Consider the following 22350-nt stretch of genomic DNA (forward strand, 5'->3'; position numbering starts at 1 on the left):
AACAAACTCCAAGGGGCATGGGCGCACCACGCCTTGCCTGCGGCGCTTTGACCAAGTTCAGGGGACAAGTACGGTTTTTTGACTGTCTATCTTTTCTGTTGGATTTTAGCGATGTAGGGTCCGCTGCATGAAGTGGAACCTGCCCAATATTCTGACCGTCCTGCGTCTGCTGGCAGCCCCGGGGCTGGCCGTGATGTTTTTGTATTTCACCCGGCCCTATGCCGACTGGTTCGCGTTGATCCTGTTTCTGACAGCCGCCTTAACCGACTGGTTCGATGGCTATCTGGCACGAGCGTGGAAGCAGGAAACAAAAATTGGCGCCATGCTGGACCCGATTGCCGATAAGGCGATGGTGGTGATCGCGCTGATGATCTTGGTCGGGTATTCGGCCGAACACTGGACGCCGTGGCTGGTCCTGCCTGCCACTGTGATCCTGTTCCGAGAGGTCTTTGTGTCAGGCCTGCGCGAATATTTGGGTGATACGGCTGGAACGCTGAAAGTTACCAAACTTGCCAAATGGAAAACCACGGCTCAGATGGTGGCGATAGCCGTCTTGTTTTCACAGGGCATCTTCGAGCATTACTTTGTGATGGCCAGCTTCGGCATGGACCCAACGCTGATCGACCAGATTCTGACCGGGCAGGAAGACGACCTGAACGGCCTGCGCTGGCATCTTGAAGGGATGTTCTGGTCCAGTCGGATCGGCCTGTGGCTGCTGTGGATCGCAGCAGCGCTGACATTGATCACCGGCTATGACTACCTACGTAAAGCCATGCCACACCTGAAGGAGAACTAAGGGATGGATGTGCTGTATTTCGCATGGGTCCGCGAACGGATTGGCCTGCCGAAAGAACGGGTTGAAACCGAGGCCGCCACCGTATCCGATCTGGTCGCAGAACTTAGCGCGCGCGAGGATCGCTATGCAGCGGCCTTTGCGGATCTGTCGGCCTTACGTGTTGCGCTGGATCAGGAATTGTCGGATTTTGACGCCCCGTTGGCGGGCGTTCGTGAGGTTGCCTTTTTCCCACCAATGACAGGTGGCTGAAGTCATGCGCATCGTGGTGCAGGAAGACCCGTTTGACCTAGGTACCGAGGCAAATGACTTTGCGGCGGGCGATGCTGCAAATGGCGCAATCGTGACCTTTACCGGTGTTGTGCGTGATCTGGCCACGGGCGATTTGGACGTGATGGAGATTGAGCATTATCCGGGCATGACGGAACGGGCCTTGACCCAGATTGCGCAAGAAGCAATAGACCGCTGGTCGCTGGGCAATGTGCTGGTGATCCATCGGCATGGCAGGCTCGCTCCGGGGGATCGGATCATGATGGTGGCCACTGCCGCACCGCATCGCAAGGATGCGTTCGAGGCGGCCGAATATCTGATGGACTACCTAAAATCCCGCGCCCCCTTCTGGAAGAAAGAAATCACCACCGCTGGTGCGGAGTGGGTTTCGGCCAAGGACGAAGACGAAGATGCACTGACCCGGTGGTAAACACGGGTCCCTGCATATAAGCCTTTGCACCATGCTGTTCGTATTCGGTGCTCACATGCTTATCACCGTGTGCTGCAAATTTGGATCCGCCAAAACTATGCTGGATAAAGGTGTTGGTTTCAGGCAGCCGCTCAGTTTCGATCAACTCTAGAACCGAAAGCAAAACATCCCGCATGTGGGCAAAGATGTTGAGACAATCTTCTTCCGCCGAAGCCGCAAAAGAAATGACTATCGACAGGAAAGCGGTAATTAGCGCTGTCAGAATGCCGGTTCCGAATAGATAGTCGTTGAACGGATTTTTGACATCGTAGAAGCCCCTGAAGGTTAGAGTTTCCCATTCGATTTCGACCCTAAGTACAGACGGAAGATGCCGACTGGAACTTGGCGGCATATCACTCAGCTGCGTGGATCCAGGAAGCACCAAAACCAGCTTGTTTTGGAGTTCTGGACTACCTGACGTTGCACAAGGCCCTTATCCGGAAACAGGGAATCGCGTTCACGGGATCGATGCGCATGTCCTAGCCTGAACAACGAAGCACGTTCTCGGGGCTCTTTGGCGCACCCGGCAAAGCACCGGCCAATAAATTCGGTCACTTTTCGGAGGGGTCACTTTCTGCATAGTCTCGCAGTACTTGAATGTCCGAGAGCAGGGCATGTGTCCGGTCAATTTTAACGCCAAACGGCTTTAGCCGGGAAAAGGCGCGGCTCAGGCTTTCGGGCTTCATGCCCAGGCGCCCGGCAATCAACATCTTGTCATAGGGCAGCTCGACAATGCAGTCCCCCATCTCGGCTTCGCAGAGAGTCAGAAGAAATTCTGCCACCCGCTGTGCGCCGGTCTGGGCCTTAAGCTGCTCAAGCTGGGCGACCAGAGAATGCAGATGGGTAAAGGTAGCTGCCAGAATTGACACCCCAATTTCCGGGTCCTCTCGCATAAGGGACAAAAGGACCGGACTTGGAATGTGCATGATCTCACAGGCCGAAACTGCCTCGGCCGAAACCGGATAGGGAACGTTACGCAAGGCGACCGCTTCGCCAAAGCTTTCGCCGCGGGTGAAAACGCTGACAACTGCTTCGGCACCGGTAGGGGACATGCGAAACAGCTTTACCCAGCCCGACAGAACCACATGAATGGCCTGGGCTTTTTCTTCCTGTAGAAAAATCGTCTCTCCGCGATCATATTTCCGCCAGATCGCGTGACTTAACAGCGTGTCGATATGATGCTCGGGAAAGCTCTTGAGCAATAGTGACTGCTTGGCGATCGCTTTTAGTGCCTCATGCGCCACGAAGCTTTCCCCTCTTTTCTAGTTGCGTACCCGATCAGTACGTCCATCCTCTTAAGGCTATGCCAAACCTTCGGCTTCCAAGCCAGCCTTTCCTTTCTGCGGCTTGACATTTGTCATGTTGCGTAGCGGGCCCGGCACATAGTCTTGCTGGAAAGCCAGTATTCCCGGGAGTGTTCGAGATGGACTACGAGCGATTTTTCAGCCAAAGCCTTGAGCATCTGCGCGACGAAGGCAACTACCGCATCTTCATTGATCTACAGCGCCGCTGTGGCGCGTTCCCGAATGCACGCCAGACAGATGGCGCTTTACAGCGCGACGTACGAATTTGGTGTTCCAACGACTATCTGGGAATGGGCCAGCATCCTGACGTAGTCGGGGCAATGCACGATGCACTCGACCGTTGCGGCGCGGGCGCAGGGGGCACACGCAATATCTCGGGCACGACACATGACCACGTTTTGCTGGAACAGGAACTGGCCGACCTCCACGGGAAAGAAGCCGCCCTTCTGTTCACCTCGGGCTATGTGTCGAACTGGGCGGCACTTGGGACGCTGGCTGCGAAGATCCCAGGTCTGATCGTATTCTCGGACGCTTTGAACCATGCCTCCATGATTGAAGGCATCCGCCATTCGCGGGCACAAAAAGTGATCTGGAAGCACAATGATCTGGCGGACCTCGAGGCAAAGCTGGCCGCAGCCGATCCAGATGCGCCCAAGATGATCGCCTTCGAATCTGTCTATTCGATGGATGGGGATATCGCTCCGATCAAAGAGATTTGCGACCTGGCAGATAGATATGGTGCGATGACCTATCTGGACGAGGTCCACGCCGTTGGCCTTTATGGCTCGCGCGGTGGTGGCATCGCCGAACGCGAAGGGTTGATGGATCGCCTGACCGTCATAGAAGGGACCCTGGGCAAGGCCTTCGGCGTGGTTGGTGGTTACATCGCGGCATCCGCTGCCTTGTGTGACTTTGTCCGCAGCTTTGCCAGCGGGTTCATATTTACCACCGCCCTCCCACCCGCAATAGCAGCTGGCGCTGCCGCCTCGATCCGACACCTCAAGCAATCCAATACCGAGCGCGATCTGCAGAAAACCCGCGTTGCGCAGGTGCGCGCCAAACTGGACGCCGAAGGCATCCCGCATTTGCCCAATCCCAGCCACATCATCCCGGTGATGGTAGGTGACCCGGTGAAATGCAAATTCATCTCGGATACGCTGCTGGAAGAATTCGGGATCTATATTCAGCCGATCAACTATCCGACCGTTCCCAAAGGCACCGAACGCCTGAGAATTACCCCCTCTCCGGTTCATACAAACGAAGATATCGACCATCTGGTCGGTGCCTTATCGGCCCTGTGGCAACGGTGTCAGATCGCGAGAATGCCGATGGCCGCACAATAACCGAGGCGTCCCCGCACTTGGAGAACTGCCGCCCCACGGGGGCGGCTTTTTTCATGTCAAAACAGTGAGAGGCCGAAGATCACCATCGCAAATCCGGTCAGTACCATGGTGAAACCGCACAGCCAGGCCGGGCTGTGCGTCAGGTCCAGATATCGTGCAAGGATAATGCGGGCTTTAGACAGGGCCAGGATCAAAATGCCTGCGCTCAACACCGGTGCGGACAGAGGGAGTATCGTCAGCAGGGCCGAAGCGGTGCTCAGAACCAACAGGCTGAGCCATGCGCGGGTGAGCGGGTTTAAGAGCATCCAGCGGGAGCTTTTTGGATCCGATGAGGTTTGGGTCATGTCCGTCATCCCAACAGGTAGATCACGGGGAACAGCATGATCCAGACGAGATCGACCATGTGCCAAAACTGGGCGCCGGCCTCGATGTTGCGGGGATTGTCCCGCCAGGCGACCAGCAGCAGGATAACAACCCCAGCCAACACATGTGCCGCGTGGAAGCCGGTGAGCAGATAGTAGAACAGGAAGAACGGATGGGTCTCGTAGGTAATTCCTTGTGCAGCCTTGTCCGCGTATTCCACGCCTTTGATGATCAGGAATACAACGCCCAGCGCGGCAGCTGCGATTAGCGCCAGGCGGGCAGCAGTCCGACGCGCAATCTGCCGCCAATGCAAGGCTTGCGCGGCCAGATAGCCAGAGGTGACCAGAACCGCAGTGTTCAGCGCGGCTCCGGTGCTGTGTAGATGCGATTGCGCCTCGGCAAAGCCCGCCGGATCGGTCAGGCGCACGCCCATGAAAGCGATCAGGCCCGCACCAAAGACCAGCAGTTCCGAAATGATCAGAACCCACATCAGTAATTCGCCGGGCAACTCGTCGATTAGGGACGCTTCGCTCATGCGCCGACCAGTTGGCGGTAGATTTGCGGCAGCGCCATGGTCAGGCGATGCGGGTCCGGGATGACGGCGAAGCCGCCCTGCCCGAACATCCGCGGGAACCAGCTTTTACCTGTCTTGTCGATGGTGACGCCAAAGACCGATTGCCCGGCTCGGCGCGCCTCGCGCACGGCCATGTGGGTGTCTTCGATTCCGTGGCGGCCTTCGTAGTGGTCAAGATCATTGGGTTTGCCATCGGTGATCACCAGTAACAACCGGCGCTTACGCGTTTGGGTGGCCAGATCGGCCGAGCAATGGCGGATCGCGGCACCCAGCCTTGTATAGTGCCCCGGGCGTAACGATGCGATGCGCTGTTCAACCTGGCTGCCCATCACCTCATCAAACCGTTTGCAGCGTTGCACATAGACCCGCTGTCGTTTCAGTGAACTGAAGGCGTGAATGGCGAAATCGTCACCACAGGCGTTCAGGCCCCAGGCCAGCGCTGCCAGCGCCTCGCGTTCGATGTCGATCACGGCGCGGCCAGTCACGGCACTTTCGGTCGAGCGGCTGACATCCAGCAGGATGGAAACCGCCAGATCGCGTGCCTCGGGGCGGGATTGTTGCCAGATGCGTTCGGTACCTTCACCGTTGGCACAGCGGTCAACCTGCGCCCGAACGGCGGCCTCGATATCCAGCTGATCGCCGTCCAGATGGCCTCGGGTCATCACGCGGCCCGGGCGCAGCGCTTCGAACTGGCGTTTGACGGCGCGGATACGGCGGGCGGTGGCGGGGTCTTTTCCAAACTCGGCGGCATCCTCACGAATATCGGCGTCCGAGGTTAGAACGTTGACGTGATCGGGCAGGTATTGCCCGGTGCGCACGTCCCATTCCGGATAGAGAATACGGCCCGACAGACGTTCGCGATTCACATCCTCAGGTGCCAGGTCCAGATGCAATTTCAGCTTGGTCGGCGGCGCCTTGGAAATCTGGCCCAAACCGATCTCATCCTGATCATCGGCGGCCTTTTTGGCATTGTCGGGATCATCGTCATCAATGCGACGGTTGATGTTCAGAAACTCGGCCCAGCTGAGGATCGCTTCGAATTTATGAAGGATGAAACTGTCACTGCGTTCAGCCTGGTCGGATTTGCGCCGCCGGGCACGGTGGGTTTTCTCACCCGATTCCTCGGGCGGGCCTTCGGTATCGGGGTTTTCGACATCGTTATGCTCTGAAAAACCAACAGCGCGTAATTCCGGCCACAGAGGGACAGGGCGGAAATGTTGATATCCGCGTGGGGCAGTCAGGTCATCGTCAAATGACATGAATTGCCTAGCCTTCGGGGATAAAGGCGCGGGGTCGCCCAGCCGATGGCGGATCAGTTCTTCAACCGCTGTTTCCACAGGCGGGAGGCCGGATTTGTTGCGGTCATGCAGAACACCTTTGCAAAGCTCGGTGTAAAGCGGTCGCAAGCCGGGGGCGTTGTCCAAGGTTGCATTAACCATGGTTTGTGCAGCGCTCAGCGCGTGCAGATCGGCGCGCAACGGATCACCTTCGACGATCCGGGTTCCCGCATGGGCCGCTGCGGCGGCCAGCCAAACATACAGCGCTCCGTTCGCCTCGCGCGCGGGAAACACCGCCAGACGGTCCGGGAGGCGCAGCACTTCGCCATCGAACGAAGCGCGCGGCATCAGTTCAACTTCGGTACCCAACCGACGGCGCCAGCTTAGGCGATGGTGTGAAACCTCGGGCGAGACCGGGCGCAATTCAACGCCCGGGCTGCCCCCAAGCCCGCGAAAAAGGACTGCCAGCCGCCCCGCGACCTCAGAAAGGTCGACCGCGGCTCCAACATGCACCTGGGGTGCATCGAGACGGCTGGCAAGGGAGTGCCACAGTTTCCCGATCGTTTCTTCGGGTTCCCATGGCTCAAAATCGATCCTGACCATCGGCCGGCCTCACCCAAAGACAGCCGTGACAAGATCGAGGAGCCCGCGTTTGATGTCCTCGTCATCTGTCAGAGGTTCGATCATGGCGGCAAGGATCGCGCGGTCGGTGGACATGCCCTGCGCGATCAGCGTGGCGGCATAGACGACCAGACGGGTTGAAACGCCCTCTTCAAGATCCTGCCCCCTGAGCCCGCGCAGTTTACCTGCCAAGCGGATCAGTGGCTTGCAGCGTTCCAGCGCCAGCCCGCTTTCTTTAGCGACCACCTTTGCCTCCATCTCGGGCGACGGAAAGTCGAACTCCAGTGAGATGAACCGCTGCCGGGTCGAGGGTTTCAAGGTTTTCAGGATATTCTGATATCCCGGGTTATATGAGGCGACCAGCATGAAACCGGGCGCGGCCACAAGCTCCTCACCGGTGCGGTCGATCGGCAGGATGCGCCTGTCGTCAGTCAGCGGGTGCAGCACGACGGTCACGTCCTTGCGCGCCTCGACCACTTCATCCAGATAGCAGATCGCGCCTTCGCGCACCGCGCGGGTCAGGGGGCCATCGACCCAGATCGTTTCCCCGCCTTTCAGCAGGTAGCGCCCGATCAGGTCCGCAGCGGCAAGGTCATCGTGACAGGCCACCGTGTAAAGCGGGCGGCCAAGGCTGGCGGCCATATGCGCCACAAACCGGGTCTTGCCGCAACCTGTCGGGCCTTTCAGCAGGACCGGCAGGTTGTTGGTATAGGCAGCAGCGAACACGTCACATTCATCACCCTGTGGCAGGTAGAAGGGGGCGTCAGCCGCCCCCGTTCTCAGTTTCATGGAGCCATCCATATCCATCACTCCGCTGGGGTTTCGGCCGCGCCGGCTTCAATGATCTCTTTCCGGGGAACCCAGATCGAGTAGATGAACAGCAGCGCACCCAAGACCACGACGATGCCAGAGCCAAGGCGCATCCAATAGAAGATCGCGACCTGATCCTGCACATCCATGAAGTAATCTCCGACCACCCGCTGCATGTGCGTCTGCACTGTTCCAGCAAAGGTCAGCACAAAGGTCATGAAAACCATACCGCTGGACATCAGCCAGAAGCTGCCCATGTTCAGAACCTGATTATAAGGATCGCGGTTCTTCAGGATCGGCATTGCATAGCTGAAGATTGCCAGGTTGAGGCAGACATACGCACCATAGAACGCCAGGTGACCGTGAGCCGCAGTGATCTGCGTACCGTGGGTATAGTAGTTCACCCCGTGCAGCGTGTGCAGGAAGCCCCAGACACCGGCACCGAAGAAGGCCAATGTGGCACAGCCCAGCGACCACAGCAGCGCCGCTTTGTTCGGGTGGTCCCGACGGCCCTTCCAGACCATCACAAAGGCAAAGGCCATCATCGCAAAGAAGGGGATCACTTCGAGGCTTGAGAAGATCGAGCCGATCCACTGCCAGTACCCTGGTGTGCCTATCCAATAGTAATGGTGACCTGTACCAAGGATACCCGAAAACAACGCGGCGGCGACAATGACATAGAGCCATTTCTCGACTACCTCACGGTCTACCCCGGTCAGCTTCAGCATCAGATAGGCCAGGATCGAGGCCATGATCAGTTCCCAGACACCTTCGACCCACAGGTGGACAACATACCACCAGTATTGCTTGTCCAAGGACAGGTTGCCCGGGTTGTAGAAGGCAAACAGGAACAGCAGCGCCAGACCCCAAAGACCCAGCAACAAGATGTTGGTGATCGCGGTCTTCTTGCCCTTCAGAACGGTCATCGACACGTTGTACAGGAAGATCAGTGCGGCCACGACGATGCCGGCCTTGACCCATTTGGGTTGCTCAAGGAACTCGCGCCCTTCTTTACCCAGCAGCCAGTTGCCTTCAAACAGGTTGAACGTATAGGTCAAGACCACGCCCAGTGTACCGACCACCAGAATGATCAGCTGCAGATAGGCCAGCATGGGCGAATGGATCTCACGCTCGGCCTCTTCCGGGATCAGAAAATAGGCCGCACCAAAGAACCCGAGGATCAGCCACACGATCAGCGAATTGGTGTGCAGCATCCGCACAATGTTGAACGGCAAAAGCTCGCTCAGGAAATTGGGTGATACATAGATAAAGCCGGCCAGAAGGCCGCCCAGAACCTGTATCGCGAACAGGGCCATTGCCACCGCAAAGTAGGCATAGGCGATTTTTTGGGATTCGTATTTCATTGCTCCGTTCCCTTCTCAGCCCGCCTCGTTGGGCGGCCAGTCCTGAGCGTCGATATTGTCCGTCCAGATCAGAAAGTTGGTCAGATCACGGATGTCTTCGTCGCTGAGGTTGAAATTGGGCATCTGACGACGACCGGGAATGTCTGTCGGCTGCGCCTCCATCCAGCCTTTGAGGGCTTCAAAGGCCGATTCCGGGTCGTCCAGCACGCCCCAACGTGTCATCACATTGCCAACCTCTGGTGCAAAGTATGCACCTTCGCCAAGGATGGTATGACAGTTGATGCAGGCGTGTTTTTCCCAGACGTGCTTGCCCCTGATAACACTTTCATCGAGCTTTGCTGCGTTCTCAGAGTTCACGATATACCAGTGAGAATGGGCCGACAGAGCCAGAAAGATGAGGATAAAGAACAGTGACCCGCCATAGAATATATTGCGTGCCATGCTCTTGGTCATGACTTCTCGCATTGCGCTCTCCTTTGCGCAGATTAGCTAGTCTGGCTAAAATGACGGGATGGGCACGGTATATCCTTAACGAAAGTCAAGACTTGCAAAAGGAAATCAAATCACGCTGACCGTTGCACCTTGGGACCCGTCAGCGCGGGCCACATCGCGATCAGGAAAAGCGCAAATGCGCTGACCCATAACCCGTCCGACAGCAGCATCGCAACCATGTAACCTGCATTCAGATCTGCCCCAATCCACCGAGACAGGGCCGCCACCGCCATCAGACCATAGGCCACCGCCATTGGGCCGGGTGCCACCAGCGCGCGACCACTGTGGCCAAGCGCGGCGCGGCTCATGACCGCTAGGGTCATGCCGCCGACGCATCCGATGCCCAGGATGTGTAGGGCTGCGATCTCGTTTCCGAAACCCAGCACTGACAGCCCCCAGAGGATCAGTCCCAGCGCCAGCATTGCAAGCCCAAGATACAGTGCCAATAGGATCGGCTCCCGCGCAGCCCAGCCCGCGCGCCAGCGGGCCATGCGCGAAACCTGCGCCACCCCTAGAACCAACGCCATCGATCCAGCCACAGCACCTGACCCCAGCCCCAGAACGATTGGTGGCAGGGTCAGGGCAACCGCCATCGCTGATTTGTCCAGAATTGGCACAGATATTGGCCAGTTCGCCTCGGGAACGCCCGCGCGTCTCATGGCGTTTCGGGTAAAGGCCGGGGTGATCCGTCCGCCAAGAATGGCAATCATCGCGCAGAGCGCCAGCAACCCCGCGCGCAGCCCGGTATGCAATGTGTCATCCGTTATCCCCGTCCATTCAAGATGCGTGAACAGATCAGCAATCCAGATAAAGCCGAGCAACAGCAGAAAGAGCATGTTCTGAGGTTTCGGCCTCCGGATGAGCTGGGTTGCAATCTTGGCCGCCAGAATCGGTACAAAGGCCAGGTCGACCACCGCCACAAGCGCCGCAGGCAGCATTCCCGAAAACCACATCGCCATCCGACCAGCTAACCACAATCCGGCGGCCAACGTTATGAACTGCGCACGCGCATCTGGTGCGCCGGTCCAATTTGGCACCGCGGTCAGAAAGAACCCGCCCAGCGCGGCTGTTGCATAGCCGAAGATCATCTCATGCGCGTGCCACATGGGCGGGGCCATGCCATAATCCGGCACTGCATATGGAACCGTCAGCCACAGCCCCCAAACCACTCCGACAAAGAGGCCATAGAGGCCGGCGGACAGAAAGAATACACGAAACCCTTCACCAAACACGCGGGTGATGATTGCGGGCATGGCTGCTCTCCTTGGTGTTTTCCAAGCCCTAGCAAGCCGCCCGGCTGCGCGACTTAACAAAAATCAAACCGGCCGAAAAAGTGTGCCAAAGATACAGATTTTCCCAGCCGGAAAATTGACGTTTTTCCCTGCCCGCCACCTGAATTGCGCGACTGGTGTTGACTTTCGTCAAGGAGCACCCTTGCGCGATGCCCCACGCTTGGACCGCCTCACCAGCAAATGGAGAGTGATCATGTCACTTGGAATCAGCTATACCAAAACGGGCCGCGTCTTCGGGGTCGGTTTCGCGATGTTGCTGGGCAGTGTCGCTGCACCAGCTTTCGCCGAAGAGCCAACTTTGAACGAAGAAGCGTTTGAAGCGTCCAAACAACTTTACTTTGAACAATGCGCGGGGTGCCACGGTGTCTTGCGTAAAGGCGCCACTGGCAAGAACCTTGAACCGCATTGGAAGAAAACCGCAGCTGACGGCGCCGTGACCGAAGGCGGTACACTTGCGCTTGGGCAAGAGCGGCTTGAGAAGATCATCGCCTGGGGCACCGAAGGCGGGATGAACAACTTCTCGGACATCATGTCCGAGCAGGAAATCAAAGACATGGCGACTTACATCATGATGGAGCCGCCCAAACCACCTGAAATGTCGCTGGACCAGATGATGGCGACCCGCAAGATATATGTTGAAGAAGAGGACTACCCAACCGAGCCGATGCATGGCCGCAACTGGGAAAACTTCTTTGTTGTTATCGAGCGCGACGTCGGCAAAGTCGCTGTTATCGATGGCGACACCAAAGAGGTGCTGACACATATTCCGACCGGCTATGCGGTGCACGTTCTGAAAGCATCCGAACACCATTCGCTGGAAGAGCCGGAACAGCCCGGTCGTTTCTGGTACACCATGGGCCGCGACGGCAAGATGACCAAGATCGACCTCTGGCAGACGCCGGACAAGATGTTGGTGTCTGAGGTAAAGATTGCCTATGATGCCCGCGACGTTGCTGTTTCCGGCGATGGCAAATACGTCATCGGCGGGGGCTATTGGCCGCCGCACTTTGCAATCGTTGACGCCCAAACGATGGAGCCGGTCAAGGTTGTATCGACCCGCGGCGTGAACGTGGACGGGGACTATGTGGAAGAGGCTCGCGTGGCCGCTATCTACACAACTCCAAATGAGCCGACCTGGATCGTTGCCGTCAAAGAGCTGGGGCAACTGTGGCAAGTAGATTATACTGATCTAGACAATCTGCGGATCGACAAGATCGACAGCGCCAAATTCCTGCATGACGGGTTCTTCGATCCGACGGGCCGGTATTTCCAGATCGCTGCAAACGCATCGAACAAGATGGTGGTTGTAGATACCGAGACCCACAAGCTTGAGGCGATGATCGACACGGCCGCGTTGCCGCATCCCGGTCCGGGCGCTAACTGGATTGACCCGAATTGCGGGCCGGTAGCTGGCACAACCCACCTCGGGGTTGGCACCGTGACGGTCTGGGGCAACGACCCCGAAAACCGACCCGATGACGCCTGGAAGATCTGCTACGAAGTGGAAACAGACGGCCCGGGCCTGTTCGTCCGTACGCATCCGGAATCGGACTATATTTGGGCTGACCAGACCAAACACCCGGAACCGGAAGTGCAGCAATCTGTGCAGGTCATCTCGAAAGAGACCGGCGAGATCGTGAAAACCATCCAGATCACCGAAGACGAAGGCAGCGCCGCTGTTCACTTTGAATTCAACGCGGATGGAACCGAGGTCTGGGTGTCCAAGTGGAACCTGTCGGATTCAAAAGAACCCAACGGTCAGATCGTGATCTTTGACGCCAAGACTTTGGAAGAGATCGGTCGCATCGAAGGGCTGTACGCCCCGACCGGCAAGTTCAACGTCTACAACCGGTCGAACCACGTCACCTGACGGGTTTCGATCAACTCGGAGCAGGGCGGGCCCCTCGCCCGCCCTGTCCTTGTTTCATCCATCAGCCGAATGCGCAGGCCTGACACGCCGCGCCAGTCAACACAGCCAAAACGGAGCCCGGACATGACCTCCGATCCAGATAAGAAACCACCGATCTGGCGTCGGTATTTCCTGTGGGGAATGCCTGTGGCCGGTATTGCCGCTGCCTTTGCCGCCGGGATCGTCTTTTGGGGTGGGTTCAACACCGCCATGGAAGCCACCAACACCAAAGAGTTCTGTATCTCGTGCCATGAGATGCGCGATTTCGTCTATGAAGAATACACCGGGACCATCCACGATGTGAACCGATCGGGGGTCGGGGCGGTCTGTTCCGACTGTCACGTACCCAAGGACTGGACCCACAAGATGATCCGCAAGATCAAGGCGTCCAAAGAACTGTATGGCAAGGTGGTTGGCTCGATCAGTACACCCGAGAAGTTCGAAGCTAAGCGTATCCATCTGGCGATGAATGAATGGGAAAGGATGAAGGCCACAGATTCGCGCGAGTGCCGCAACTGCCACGACTTTGAATCGATGATGCCCGAGTTCCAGCGCCCCCGCGCGCGCCAGCAACATTTGAACGCAATGGAGACAGGCCAGACCTGTATCGACTGCCACAAAGGGATTGCGCATTCGAACATCCGCGACAGGGCCACAGATGAATATCTGGAACAGATTGAAGCCCCGAATCCTGATTTCATTCGTGCAATTCCGCCAGAATACCTGGCCAGTCTCGACCGTGTAGAAGCCAAGGAGGCGGCTGAGGCCGAAGCCGAAAAATCGGCCAAGACAGCACAACAAGAGGCGGTGCAAGCCCAGATCGCAGCCGCTGTGGACGCTGCAGTCGCCGAAGAGCGCGCCAAATCAAGCGGTGAAGAATCTACAGCCCCGGCAGGCGGTGGCAGCGATATCGGAGGCGATATCGACTGGACCAGCATCGCAAGCGCGGATCTGAAGCTGTTTTATCCCGGTCAGGCTTCGTTTGAATGGGTTCAGAATGGCAAGTTCCACGGCGGCGCCCGGCCACTGACAAAAGGTGGCGACCAATGTTCGACTTGTCATGCCAAGGAATTGGACATGATTGGAAACAAGATCGTCGCAGGCGGTGAGCTGGAACCAACCCCGATCCCTGGAAAACGTGGTGTGATCGACGCAACTGTTCAGGCGGCCCATGATGCCGAAAACCTCTATATCCGCCTGCAATGGCCGGATGCAGGGCACAATCCTGCACCATTTGTGGATGGCGGGAAGATGGACCCGGACAACCAGATCAAGGTCGCCATGATGATCACCGGAACCGGGATCGAAATGGGGGATCAGGTGGGCTGCTGGGCCTCGTGCCACGCGGACAACACCTATATGCCGTTTGATCCGGGTGCAGATGCGATTGTCGCCAATGGCGATGTTGCAGGCCGCCTGGCCGCTCAGGACACTGTGACCAAATATATCAGCGAAAGCCGCACCGAGGTCGAAGTCAAAGGCCGGCGCGGGAAAGCTCTGGGTGGCTGGGACAAATTGCAGGCCGAAGCGCAGATCGCGCAATATCTGGATGACGGCACCTATCTGGATCTGATGCGCGTCTATGCCGATGGCAGCGCCAGCAACGGCTATCTTCTGGAACAGCGCATAGTCAATGATGGCGAAATCGCCGCCTCGGCCAACTTGTCGGGTGGTATTTGGACCGTCACGTTCTCGCGGCCCTTAAACTCGGGCGCACCGGGTGATGTGCCATTGGAACCGGGCAAGACCTATACGGTCGGCTTTGCAATCCACGATGACTTTGCCGCGGCACGATTCCACCACGTGACGCTGAACACAAGCTTCGCGCTGGACGACGACAGTGCCAATATCAACGTGGTCGGACAATGACTGATGGGGCCGGGTAAACCGGCCCCAATGTATTTGGTATGGAGACTTGGACGATGAAGATCCGCCTACTTCTTCCTGCATTTCTGGCTTTGGCGTCACCTGCGGTGGCCGCTGACGAAGACACAGCTGAGATCTGCGCCGAGGCAGAAACCCGCTACGTGGATCTGTTCGGTCAGCCGTCTTCAGATGTGGAAGATGCAGAGGTTGTGCTGATGTACAAATACAATTTCTGCCCAGCCCAACTGACGGTCAAAGCGGGGACCACAGTGCGTTGGGTGAACGTAGACAAACGCACCAGCCATAGCGTCCTGCTGAAAGATGGCAGCAAAGCCGAGAGTGACCGCCTGTTCCCCGAGGAATTTGTTGATCTGACATTTCTTGTTCCCGGCGCCCAGGATTACCTGTGCGGACCACATTGGGAGACACAGAACATGTTCGGAATGGTCACCGTAGAGCCCTGATAAGCGGCAGGCTGAAAGATGCGCGGGCGCAATTCCCGTGCTCCTTAACTTAAGTCAAGGAGGTCGGTTTACCTGTGCGCCAACTTGTTTCCATGACACGCCCGGTTCCCCAGCAACGTCCCATATTCGCGCATGGAAACGACCAAAACACCGGGTTCCGAAGACATTCAGAACAAGCGAGTTTGCACATGAGCGGTAAGGTTTTTCTGATTGGTGCCGGCCCTGGTGATCCCGAACTGATCACCATGCGCGCCCTGCGTATGCTGCAGGAGGCGGACGTGGTGGTCTATGACCGCCTTGTTTCGGATGAAATTCTGGCCATGCACACCGAGGGCGCGCGGCTGATCGCCGTCGGCAAGGCCCCCAAGTGCCACACTGTTCCTCAGGATCGCATCAACGAAATCCTGCTGGAACACGCACGCGCAGGTCACGTTGTGGCCCGGCTGAAAGGCGGGGATCCGATGATCTTTGGTCGCGGCTCGGAAGAGGCCGCTTTTCTGATGGCACACGGTGTTACGGTCGAATACGCACCGGGCATCACGGCGGCACAAGGCGCATCCTGTTCGACCGGCGTGCCCCTGACCCATCGCGGACTGGCGACCTCGGTTCAATATGTCACCGGGCACAGGCAGTCCGACAAGGTTCTTGATCTGGATTGGAAACGGCTGGCGGACCCGGATACAACGCTGGTCGTCTATATGGGCGTGGCCAATATCGGCCAGATCGCCATCGGCTTGATGACCGAGAACCTACCCGGATCCACCCCGGTCCTGGCTGTTGGGCAGGCCACCAGTGCCTCTGAACGCCGCCTTGTATCCCGACTGGACCAGATTGCCGCGGATGTGCGCAAGGCGGATCTGAAGGCCCCTACCTTATTCATTATGGGAAAGGTCGTTTCGCTTTATGCCAATCAGGCCCTGACCGAGATTTTGGAGCGGGCGCATGGGTAGCCTGGCGAATATGGACCGCAAGCAGCCGGGCTGGGCCGCGCATACTGTTCTGACTGCCGTCGTTCTGGTTGCCACTTCCGCTCTGGCAGCTGACGCCATCGACCCAACCGCCCTGAAACGGTTGGTCCACCAGGATTGCGGCTCGTGCCACGGATTGTCCCTGAAAGGCGGGCTTGGTCCTGATCTGCGACCGGAAACTCTGGAACATTACGAGGCAGACGTCCTGACGGGGGTCATACTAGACGGCATCCCCGACACGGCTATGCCCCCCTGGCGCCCCCTGATCAGCGAAGAAGAGGCCGAATGGATCGCCCGATACCTGCTGGAACAGGAGGCAAAATGAAACAACTTGCCCTTGGCATCGTTGCCCTAATGATGATGACACCTGCCAATGCAGACCCCACCGCCACCGGAGATCTGGGCCTTGTGATCGAACGGGCAAAAGGGTCGGTCTTATTGGTGGACCAGTCGGACCGGGCCGCATTGGCACGGATCGAAGGGTTGGGCGATCTGTCCCACGCCTCCCTGGTCTATTCACCCGACGAACGCTTTGCCTATGTTTTTGGCCGCGATGGCGGGCTGACCAAGGTTGATATAGTGACCCGTCAGATTGCAAATCGGGTCGTGCAGGCTGGCAATTCCATTGGCGGCGCGATTTCGGATGACGGCCAACTGGTTGCGGTGTCGAACTATGAGCCGGGTGGCGTACGCGTGTTCGACGCGGATACTCTGGAACTGGTTGCCGACATTCCCACCGACAGCAAAACCATAGGTCTTGTCGATGCGCCGGGCCGTCGGTTCGTGTTTTCCATGTGGGACACGGGCGAGACCTGGATTGCTGATTTCGCAAATGGCGCGCCCGAGATCACCAAGATCACCGATATGGGTAAGAACCCCTATGACGCGCTGATCACCGCCAATGGTCGCACTTATATCACCGGTCTGTTTGGCGAGGACGGGCTGACCGCGCTGGACCTATGGGCAGACAATCCAAAACCGATCCGCGTGCTTCCGGGCTATGGGCGCGGACAGGAAGAGATGCCGGTATACAAGATGCCTCATCTTGAGGGCTGGGCACTGACGGATCGCGAATTTGTCCTGCCCGCGGTCGGCCACCATGAAGTTCTTTGGATTGACGCCGAAACCTTGACAGAAACAGGCCGCACCCAAACCCATGGTCAGCCGGTCTTTGCCATGGCGCGCCCGGATGGGCGACAGGTCTGGGTGAATTTTGCCCATCCATTGAACGATACGATTCAGGTCATCGACAGCGTCAGCAAACAGGTCATCCACGAATTCTCTCCGGGCCCTGCCGTCCTGCATATGGAGTTCACGGCACGCGGGCATGAGGTCTGGATCAGTGTCCGCGACGCCAACAAGGTCGTGGTCTACGACACGCATAGCTTTGAAAAGCTGCGCGAGATCGCGGCGGACAGCCCCTCGGGTATCTTTTTCACCGCCCGCGCGCACAGAACAGGGTTGTAACCCATGCAACATATCACTGACCCGATCGACCGTCGCTTGCTGGACGATTTTCAGCGCGAATTTCCGATTGTCGACCGCCCGTTTCAGCCAGTGGCCAAGGCGCTGGGGCTGGACGAAGCTGAAGTGCTGAACCGCCTGGCGCGAATGCGTTCGACCGGCCGGATCACCCGGGTCGGGGCCACGATCACTCCGGGCGCGGTGACGGCCAGCACTCTGGCCGCGGTGGCCGCACCCGAGGAGCATCTGGAGGACATTGCCGCCCTGATCGACGCAGAGCCCGGTGTGAACCACAATTATCAACGTGAGGACAAATGGAACCTCTGGTTTGTAGCGACCGGCCCTGATCGCGCGCATGTGGACGCCACTTTGGAACGGATTGGCCTGCAAACCGGTTTGCAGGTTTTGGACTTGCGTCTGGTTCGGCCGTTCAATGTTGATTTGGGCTTTCGAATGACAGGCAAGCAACGCAACGTACCGGCACCGCGCAAGGTGGACTGTTCCGTTCTGCAAAAGGGTGATCGCTCGTTGATGCAGGCGCTTAGTTCCGGCTTGCCGCTGGTTTGCGAACCTTACGCAGCGCTGGCCGCCTCTTTGGACCGTAAACCAGATGACGCTATGACGCGGATCCGGATCTTACACGAGGCTGGAATTGTCTCGCGTCTTGGCGTGATCGTAAGACACCGGGCACTGGGCTGGTCGGCCAATGCGATGGTGGTCTGGGATATGCCAACTGATCAGGTCGATCGTGCCGGACCTGCGCTGGCAAAATACCCTGGCGTGACACTGTGTTATGAGCGTCGACCAGTTGAAAACATCTGGCCCTACCGCCTGTATTCCATGATCCACGCCCGCTCGCGCAGCGAAGCGCGAAACGTCCTGGCTGGGGCTGCGGCATTGCCTGAGCTGTTTGGCGCGCAGCACAAGGTGTTGTTTTCGACTCGCTGTTTCAAACAGACCGGCGCGCTGATCCAACCCAAGGAGACAGCGGCATGACCCTGGACGAAACTGATCGGGCAATCCTGAACCGAATGCAGGACGACTTACCTCTGACCTCACAACCCTATGCGATGGTGGCCCAAGAACTGGGGATTTCGGAACAGGATCTGTTGGTTCGCCTATCACGAATGAAGGATGACCGGGTCATCACGCGCTTTGGCCCGTTCTTTGACGCGGCCGCGATGGGCGGGGCTTTTTGCCTATGTGCCATGGCCATACCGACAGAGGCATTTGAATCCGTCCTGACCAAAGTCAATGCGCATCCCGAAGTTGCCCATAATTATGAACGTACGCACCGGCTGAACATGTGGTTCGTGTTGGCCACCGAAACGCCCCAAGGGATTGAGGCCTGCGCCGATGCGATCGAACAAGAGACGGGGATCGAAGTTCTCAGATTTCCCAAGTTGCAGGAATTCTTCATCGGCTTCCGGGTGGCGGCATGATCGACGCAAAAGACAGACTGATTATCGAGGTTCTGCAGGGCGGATTGCCCCTGGTGCCTTCGCCCTACGCTCGGGTCGCTGAAAGCCTTGGGATGGACGAACAAGCGCTGCTGTATCGCCTCGCAGAACTTAAGGCGCGCGGCGTTATACGTCGTATCGCCGCAGCCCCGAACCACTACAAACTGGGCATGACTTCGAACGGTATGACAGTCTGGGACGTCGATGACAGTCAAATCGCTGATTTGGGGGCACATATTGGCGGTCTGCCTTTTGTCACCCATTGCTATGAACGTCCACGTGCCCTGCCCGACTGGCCTTACAACCTGTTCGCCATGGTCCATGGCAAAGACAGGGGTGAAGTCGAAGAAAAACGGGCCGAGATTGCCGGTATTCTGGGCAGTGCCTGCCGGGCCAAGGACATCCTGTATTCAACGCGCATCCTGAAAAAGACCGGGCTGCGCCTGAAACCGAAAGGCCAAACGCCATGTTCCGCCTAACTGAATACATGCAGCAACTGGTCACCCCGACCCCCGTGCGCAAGCGCCGCCCCGGCCCGGTTAAGCCGGTGGTCATCTGGAATCTGACCCGGCGCTGCAACCTGAAATGCCGCCATTGCTATACTGTTTCGGCGGATGTCGCGTTCCCGGGTGAGCTCAGCCACGAGCAAGCCATGGTAACCCTTGAGGATCTCGGCCAATTTCGCGTCCCGGCCCTGATCCTCTCGGGGGGGGAACCGCTGGATCGGTTCGATTTCTTTGATATCGCCAACCGGGCGCGCAAATTGGTGCCGATGCTGGCGCTGTCGACGAATGGCACGCGGATTTACGATGAAACCGCCGATATGATCGCTGATGTCGGCTTTAACTATGTCGGCATATCACTTGACGGGATCGGGGCCACAAACGACTGGTTCCGAGGTGTCGAGGGCGCCTTTTCAGATGCCCTGCGCGGCGTACGCGAGTGCAAGAAACGCGGCATCAAGGTTGGTTTGCGATTCTGTTTGACCGAGGGCACACAGCACCATCTGCCCGATCTCCTGCAGCTATGTGATGATGAGGGGGTCGACAAATTCTACCTGTCTCATCTGGTTTACGCCGGTCGCGGCGACAAGAACAGGGGCGAGGATGCCGAGCATCTGCGCACGCGCAAAGGTCTGGATCTGTTATTGGACCGTGCGTGGGAGGCAGCCTCGGGCGGGCGCCCGCTGGATATCGTCACCGGCAATAACGATGCCGACGCCGGATATTTTCTGAACTGGGTCAGGACGCATTTTGATGCCGAAAAGACCTCGCATATACGTGCGCATTTGGCGGCCTGGGGCGGGAACTCCAGCGGGTTGGGGGTGGCCAATATCGACAATCTTGGTCGGGTCCATCCCGACACCTACTGGTCAGATTACACGGTCGGGAATGTGAAAACGACGCCGTTTTCCGAGTTGTGGACCGGGGACGACAAGATGCTGGCCATGCTGCGCACTCGCCCGCGTCCGTTGAAAGGGCGCTGTGGAGTTTGTCAGCTCAGGGATGTTTGCGGTGGCAACACGCGCATCCGGGCCCTGCAACTGACGGGCGATCCCTGGGCCGAGGACCCGGCCTGTTACCTGTCAAACGATGAAATTGGCGTGGATAAAGCGGGCAAACGCCTGCAGGTCACACCTTTCCGGGGGAAAAGCCATGATCCGGCGCATCAGTTCTTTTAGGGCTCGGACGCTTGGAACACTGTGTGCGCTTCTGCTGAACAGCGCCGCATGGGCCGACGCCCAGTCCGACTATGCCGAACATTGTGCGTCCTGCCATGGTGACACCCGGCTGGGCGGTGTTGGTCCGGCCTTGATACCCGAAACGCTAAAACGCATGCGCGGGCCGCGGGTTGCCGCCGTGATCGCCGAAGGGCGCACCGCCACCCAGATGCCAGCCTTTGCGCATAATCTGAACGCCCTGCAGATTGAGGAGTTGGCAGGTTGGCTGAAATCCCCGCTCGAGACCGCCCCGGACTGGGCCGAGGCAGACATCATGGCCAGCCGTACGCTGGACGCAGACTATGTCGAGATTGATGCGCCCGTTTGGTCCAGTGATCCGATGAACATCACGTTGGTGGTGGAAACCGGAGACCACCATGTCAGCGTTCTGGACGGTGACACATTTGAGGTTTTGGACAGATTTGAAACTCCTTTTGCCGTTCATGGCGGCCCAAAGTTCAGCCCCGATGGGCGTTACGTGTTCATCATGTCCCGCGATGGCTGGGTCCAGAAATATGACATCTGGGCGTTGCGACAGGTGGGTCGCGTGCGGGCGGGACTAAACAGCCGCAACATTGCCATGTCAGGCGATGGCAAATGGCTGGCGGTGGCGAATTACCTACCCAACAGCCTGACCCTTTTGTCCACCCGGGATCTTTCGGTGGCAAAAGTGATCGAGATTAAAAGCAGGAAAGGTAATCCCAGCCGCGTTTCGGCCGTTTATCAAGCTCCGCCACGGGAAAGCTTTGTGCTGGCCTTGAAGGATGTGCCAGAGATTTGGGAGGTCTTCTATGGCGCCAATCCACCCCAATCCGGGCTGGGACACGATTTTCGTATCGAAGGGCAGTTCAAGAACCCTAACCCTTTCCCAGTACGCAAGATCACTACGCCCGACTATCTGGACGATTTCTTTTTCGACCAGACTTATGAATACGTCATGGGCGCATCTCGCGACGGGAACGGCGGTCAGGTGATTGATCTGGTCATTGGCCAAAAAGTGGCTGACCTGGATCTGCCCGGCATGCCGCATCTGGGTTCCGGGATTACCTGGCGGCGCGGCGATACAACTGTGATGGCAACGCCGCACCTGACTGATGGCACCGTCTCGGTGATCGACATGGAGACATGGGAAACGGTCAAGCGGATCAAGACCGAAGGGCCGGGGTTTTTCATGCGCAGCCATGAAAACTCGCCATATGTCTGGGCCGATGTTTTCTTTGGGCCCAACAAGGATGTGATGCATGTGATCGACAAGCAAAGCCTTGAGATCGTGCGGACCCTGCGCCCAGCGCCGGGCAAAACCGTGGCCCATGTGGAATTCACCAAGGACGGAAGCCATGCGTTGGTTTCGATCTGGGAAGATGACGGCGCGGTGATCATCTATGATGCAAAAACACTGGAAGAGGTCCGCCGTCTGCCGATGCGCAAACCTTCGGGAAAGTACAATGTCTGGAACAAAATCACCTTCTCGGAAGGAACCAGCCACTGAGGGCAAATGGCCGGTGTGGAAGCTGGCCATATTGCTGT

Annotated in this window: 23 protein-coding genes; 15 read left to right on the top strand and 8 right to left on the bottom strand. The window is 57.9% G+C overall.

Annotated elements, in window-relative coordinates:
* The first annotated feature begins 127 nt into the window (after positions 1-127).
* The 3 genes from pgsA to AC2FH0_RS12475 are packed head-to-tail and all read left to right on the top strand — an operon-like array spanning position 128 to position 1493.
* Complete coding sequence (gene pgsA, locus AC2FH0_RS12465) at positions 128-796, top strand: CDP-diacylglycerol--glycerol-3-phosphate 3-phosphatidyltransferase (RefSeq protein ID WP_142635269.1); 669 nt, start codon at positions 128-130, stop codon at positions 794-796.
* A 3-nt stretch (positions 797-799) separates the two neighbouring features.
* Positions 800-1045: a molybdopterin converting factor subunit 1 gene (gene moaD, locus AC2FH0_RS12470; RefSeq protein WP_142635267.1), complete on the top strand. Its 246-nt coding sequence runs from the start codon at positions 800-802 to the stop codon at positions 1043-1045.
* 4 nt (positions 1046-1049) lie between these two features.
* Positions 1050-1493 (top strand): molybdenum cofactor biosynthesis protein MoaE, encoded by a 444-nt coding sequence (locus AC2FH0_RS12475; RefSeq protein WP_142635265.1) that lies wholly within the window; start codon positions 1050-1052, stop codon positions 1491-1493.
* 590 nt (positions 1494-2083) lie between these two features.
* Here AC2FH0_RS12475 and AC2FH0_RS12480 read toward each other — a convergent pair.
* Positions 2084-2776 carry a Crp/Fnr family transcriptional regulator gene (locus tag AC2FH0_RS12480; RefSeq protein WP_271948599.1) on the bottom strand — a complete coding sequence of 231 codons (693 nt, stop codon included), beginning with the start codon at positions 2774-2776 and terminating at the stop codon, positions 2084-2086.
* 179 nt (positions 2777-2955) lie between these two features.
* Here AC2FH0_RS12480 and hemA point away from each other — a divergent pair, with 179 nt between their 5' ends.
* Complete coding sequence (gene hemA, locus AC2FH0_RS12485; RefSeq protein WP_496789454.1) at positions 2956-4179, top strand: 5-aminolevulinate synthase; 1224 nt, start codon at positions 2956-2958, stop codon at positions 4177-4179.
* Between the two features lie 56 nt (positions 4180-4235).
* Here the strand turns inward: hemA and AC2FH0_RS12490 are convergent, their stop codons facing one another.
* The 7 genes from AC2FH0_RS12490 to AC2FH0_RS12520 all read right to left on the bottom strand — a co-directional run bounded on the left by AC2FH0_RS12490 (position 4236) and on the right by AC2FH0_RS12520 (position 10933).
* The gene (locus AC2FH0_RS12490) at positions 4236-4523 is read right to left on the bottom strand and encodes a cytochrome C oxidase subunit IV family protein (protein ID WP_496789456.1); all 288 of its coding nucleotides are present in this window, start codon (positions 4521-4523) and stop codon (positions 4236-4238) included.
* Between the two features lie 5 nt (positions 4524-4528).
* Positions 4529-5077 carry a cytochrome c oxidase subunit 3 gene (locus tag AC2FH0_RS12495; protein ID WP_496789458.1) on the bottom strand — a complete coding sequence of 183 codons (549 nt, stop codon included), beginning with the start codon at positions 5075-5077 and terminating at the stop codon, positions 4529-4531.
* Positions 5074-6996 (bottom strand): nitric oxide reductase activation protein NorD, encoded by a 1923-nt coding sequence (locus AC2FH0_RS12500; protein ID WP_496676738.1) that lies wholly within the window; start codon positions 6994-6996, stop codon positions 5074-5076. The genes AC2FH0_RS12495 and AC2FH0_RS12500 overlap by 4 nt, the downstream gene beginning before the upstream one ends.
* 9 nt (positions 6997-7005) lie before the next feature.
* Entirely contained in the window at positions 7006-7815 is an 810-nt protein-coding gene (locus tag AC2FH0_RS12505; RefSeq protein ID WP_416383916.1) for a CbbQ/NirQ/NorQ/GpvN family protein, read from the bottom strand.
* Between the two features lie 5 nt (positions 7816-7820).
* Positions 7821-9188 carry a cbb3-type cytochrome c oxidase subunit I gene (locus AC2FH0_RS12510; RefSeq protein ID WP_496676741.1) on the bottom strand — a complete coding sequence of 456 codons (1368 nt, stop codon included), beginning with the start codon at positions 9186-9188 and terminating at the stop codon, positions 7821-7823.
* A 15-nt stretch (positions 9189-9203) separates the two neighbouring features.
* Positions 9204-9653: a c-type cytochrome gene (locus tag AC2FH0_RS12515; RefSeq protein ID WP_142635251.1), complete on the bottom strand. Its 450-nt coding sequence runs from the start codon at positions 9651-9653 to the stop codon at positions 9204-9206.
* 98 nt (positions 9654-9751) lie between these two features.
* On the bottom strand, positions 9752-10933 hold the full coding sequence (locus AC2FH0_RS12520; RefSeq protein WP_496789459.1) for an NnrS family protein: 1182 nt from the start codon (positions 10931-10933) through the stop codon (positions 9752-9754).
* A 232-nt stretch (positions 10934-11165) separates the two neighbouring features.
* Between AC2FH0_RS12520 and AC2FH0_RS12525 the strand changes: the two genes are divergently transcribed.
* The 11 genes from AC2FH0_RS12525 (at position 11166) to AC2FH0_RS12575 (ending at position 22312) form a co-directional block, all read left to right on the top strand.
* Positions 11166-12842, top strand: coding sequence for a cytochrome D1 domain-containing protein (locus AC2FH0_RS12525; RefSeq protein ID WP_142635247.1), 1677 nt, complete (start codon positions 11166-11168; stop codon positions 12840-12842).
* Positions 12843-12965: 123 nt separating this feature from the next.
* Positions 12966-14750 carry a NapC/NirT family cytochrome c gene (locus AC2FH0_RS12530; protein WP_496691872.1) on the top strand — a complete coding sequence of 595 codons (1785 nt, stop codon included), beginning with the start codon at positions 12966-12968 and terminating at the stop codon, positions 14748-14750.
* Positions 14751-14803: 53 nt separating this feature from the next.
* Complete coding sequence (locus AC2FH0_RS12535; RefSeq protein WP_281972618.1) at positions 14804-15211, top strand: cupredoxin domain-containing protein; 408 nt, start codon at positions 14804-14806, stop codon at positions 15209-15211.
* A gap of 188 nt (positions 15212-15399) precedes the next feature.
* Positions 15400-16161: a uroporphyrinogen-III C-methyltransferase gene (cobA, locus tag AC2FH0_RS12540; RefSeq protein ID WP_496789460.1), complete on the top strand. Its 762-nt coding sequence runs from the start codon at positions 15400-15402 to the stop codon at positions 16159-16161.
* Positions 16154-16504 carry a c-type cytochrome gene (locus AC2FH0_RS12545; protein WP_496691873.1) on the top strand — a complete coding sequence of 117 codons (351 nt, stop codon included), beginning with the start codon at positions 16154-16156 and terminating at the stop codon, positions 16502-16504. Before cobA ends, AC2FH0_RS12545 begins: the two co-directional genes overlap by 8 nt.
* Positions 16501-17646 carry a cytochrome D1 domain-containing protein gene (locus tag AC2FH0_RS12550; protein ID WP_496691874.1) on the top strand — a complete coding sequence of 382 codons (1146 nt, stop codon included), beginning with the start codon at positions 16501-16503 and terminating at the stop codon, positions 17644-17646. The genes AC2FH0_RS12545 and AC2FH0_RS12550 overlap by 4 nt, the downstream gene beginning before the upstream one ends.
* A gap of 3 nt (positions 17647-17649) precedes the next feature.
* Positions 17650-18639, top strand: a complete 990-nt coding sequence (gene ahbB / locus AC2FH0_RS12555) for a siroheme decarboxylase subunit beta (protein ID WP_496789461.1) — start codon at positions 17650-17652, stop codon at positions 18637-18639.
* Positions 18636-19085: an Lrp/AsnC family transcriptional regulator gene (locus tag AC2FH0_RS12560; protein WP_142635234.1), complete on the top strand. Its 450-nt coding sequence runs from the start codon at positions 18636-18638 to the stop codon at positions 19083-19085. Before ahbB (AC2FH0_RS12555) ends, AC2FH0_RS12560 begins: the two co-directional genes overlap by 4 nt.
* Positions 19082-19582, top strand: coding sequence for a siroheme decarboxylase subunit beta (gene ahbB, locus AC2FH0_RS12565; RefSeq protein WP_496691876.1), 501 nt, complete (start codon positions 19082-19084; stop codon positions 19580-19582). Before AC2FH0_RS12560 ends, ahbB (AC2FH0_RS12565) begins: the two co-directional genes overlap by 4 nt.
* Positions 19570-20784 carry a heme d1 biosynthesis radical SAM protein NirJ gene (gene nirJ / locus AC2FH0_RS12570; protein ID WP_496691877.1) on the top strand — a complete coding sequence of 405 codons (1215 nt, stop codon included), beginning with the start codon at positions 19570-19572 and terminating at the stop codon, positions 20782-20784. The genes ahbB (AC2FH0_RS12565) and nirJ overlap by 13 nt, the downstream gene beginning before the upstream one ends.
* Positions 20759-22312 carry a cytochrome D1 domain-containing protein gene (locus tag AC2FH0_RS12575; protein WP_496709253.1) on the top strand — a complete coding sequence of 518 codons (1554 nt, stop codon included), beginning with the start codon at positions 20759-20761 and terminating at the stop codon, positions 22310-22312. Before nirJ ends, AC2FH0_RS12575 begins: the two co-directional genes overlap by 26 nt.
* Positions 22313-22350 lie beyond the last annotated feature (38 nt).

The sequence above is a fragment of the Ruegeria sp. CDSC051 genome, from assembly GCF_059610665.1.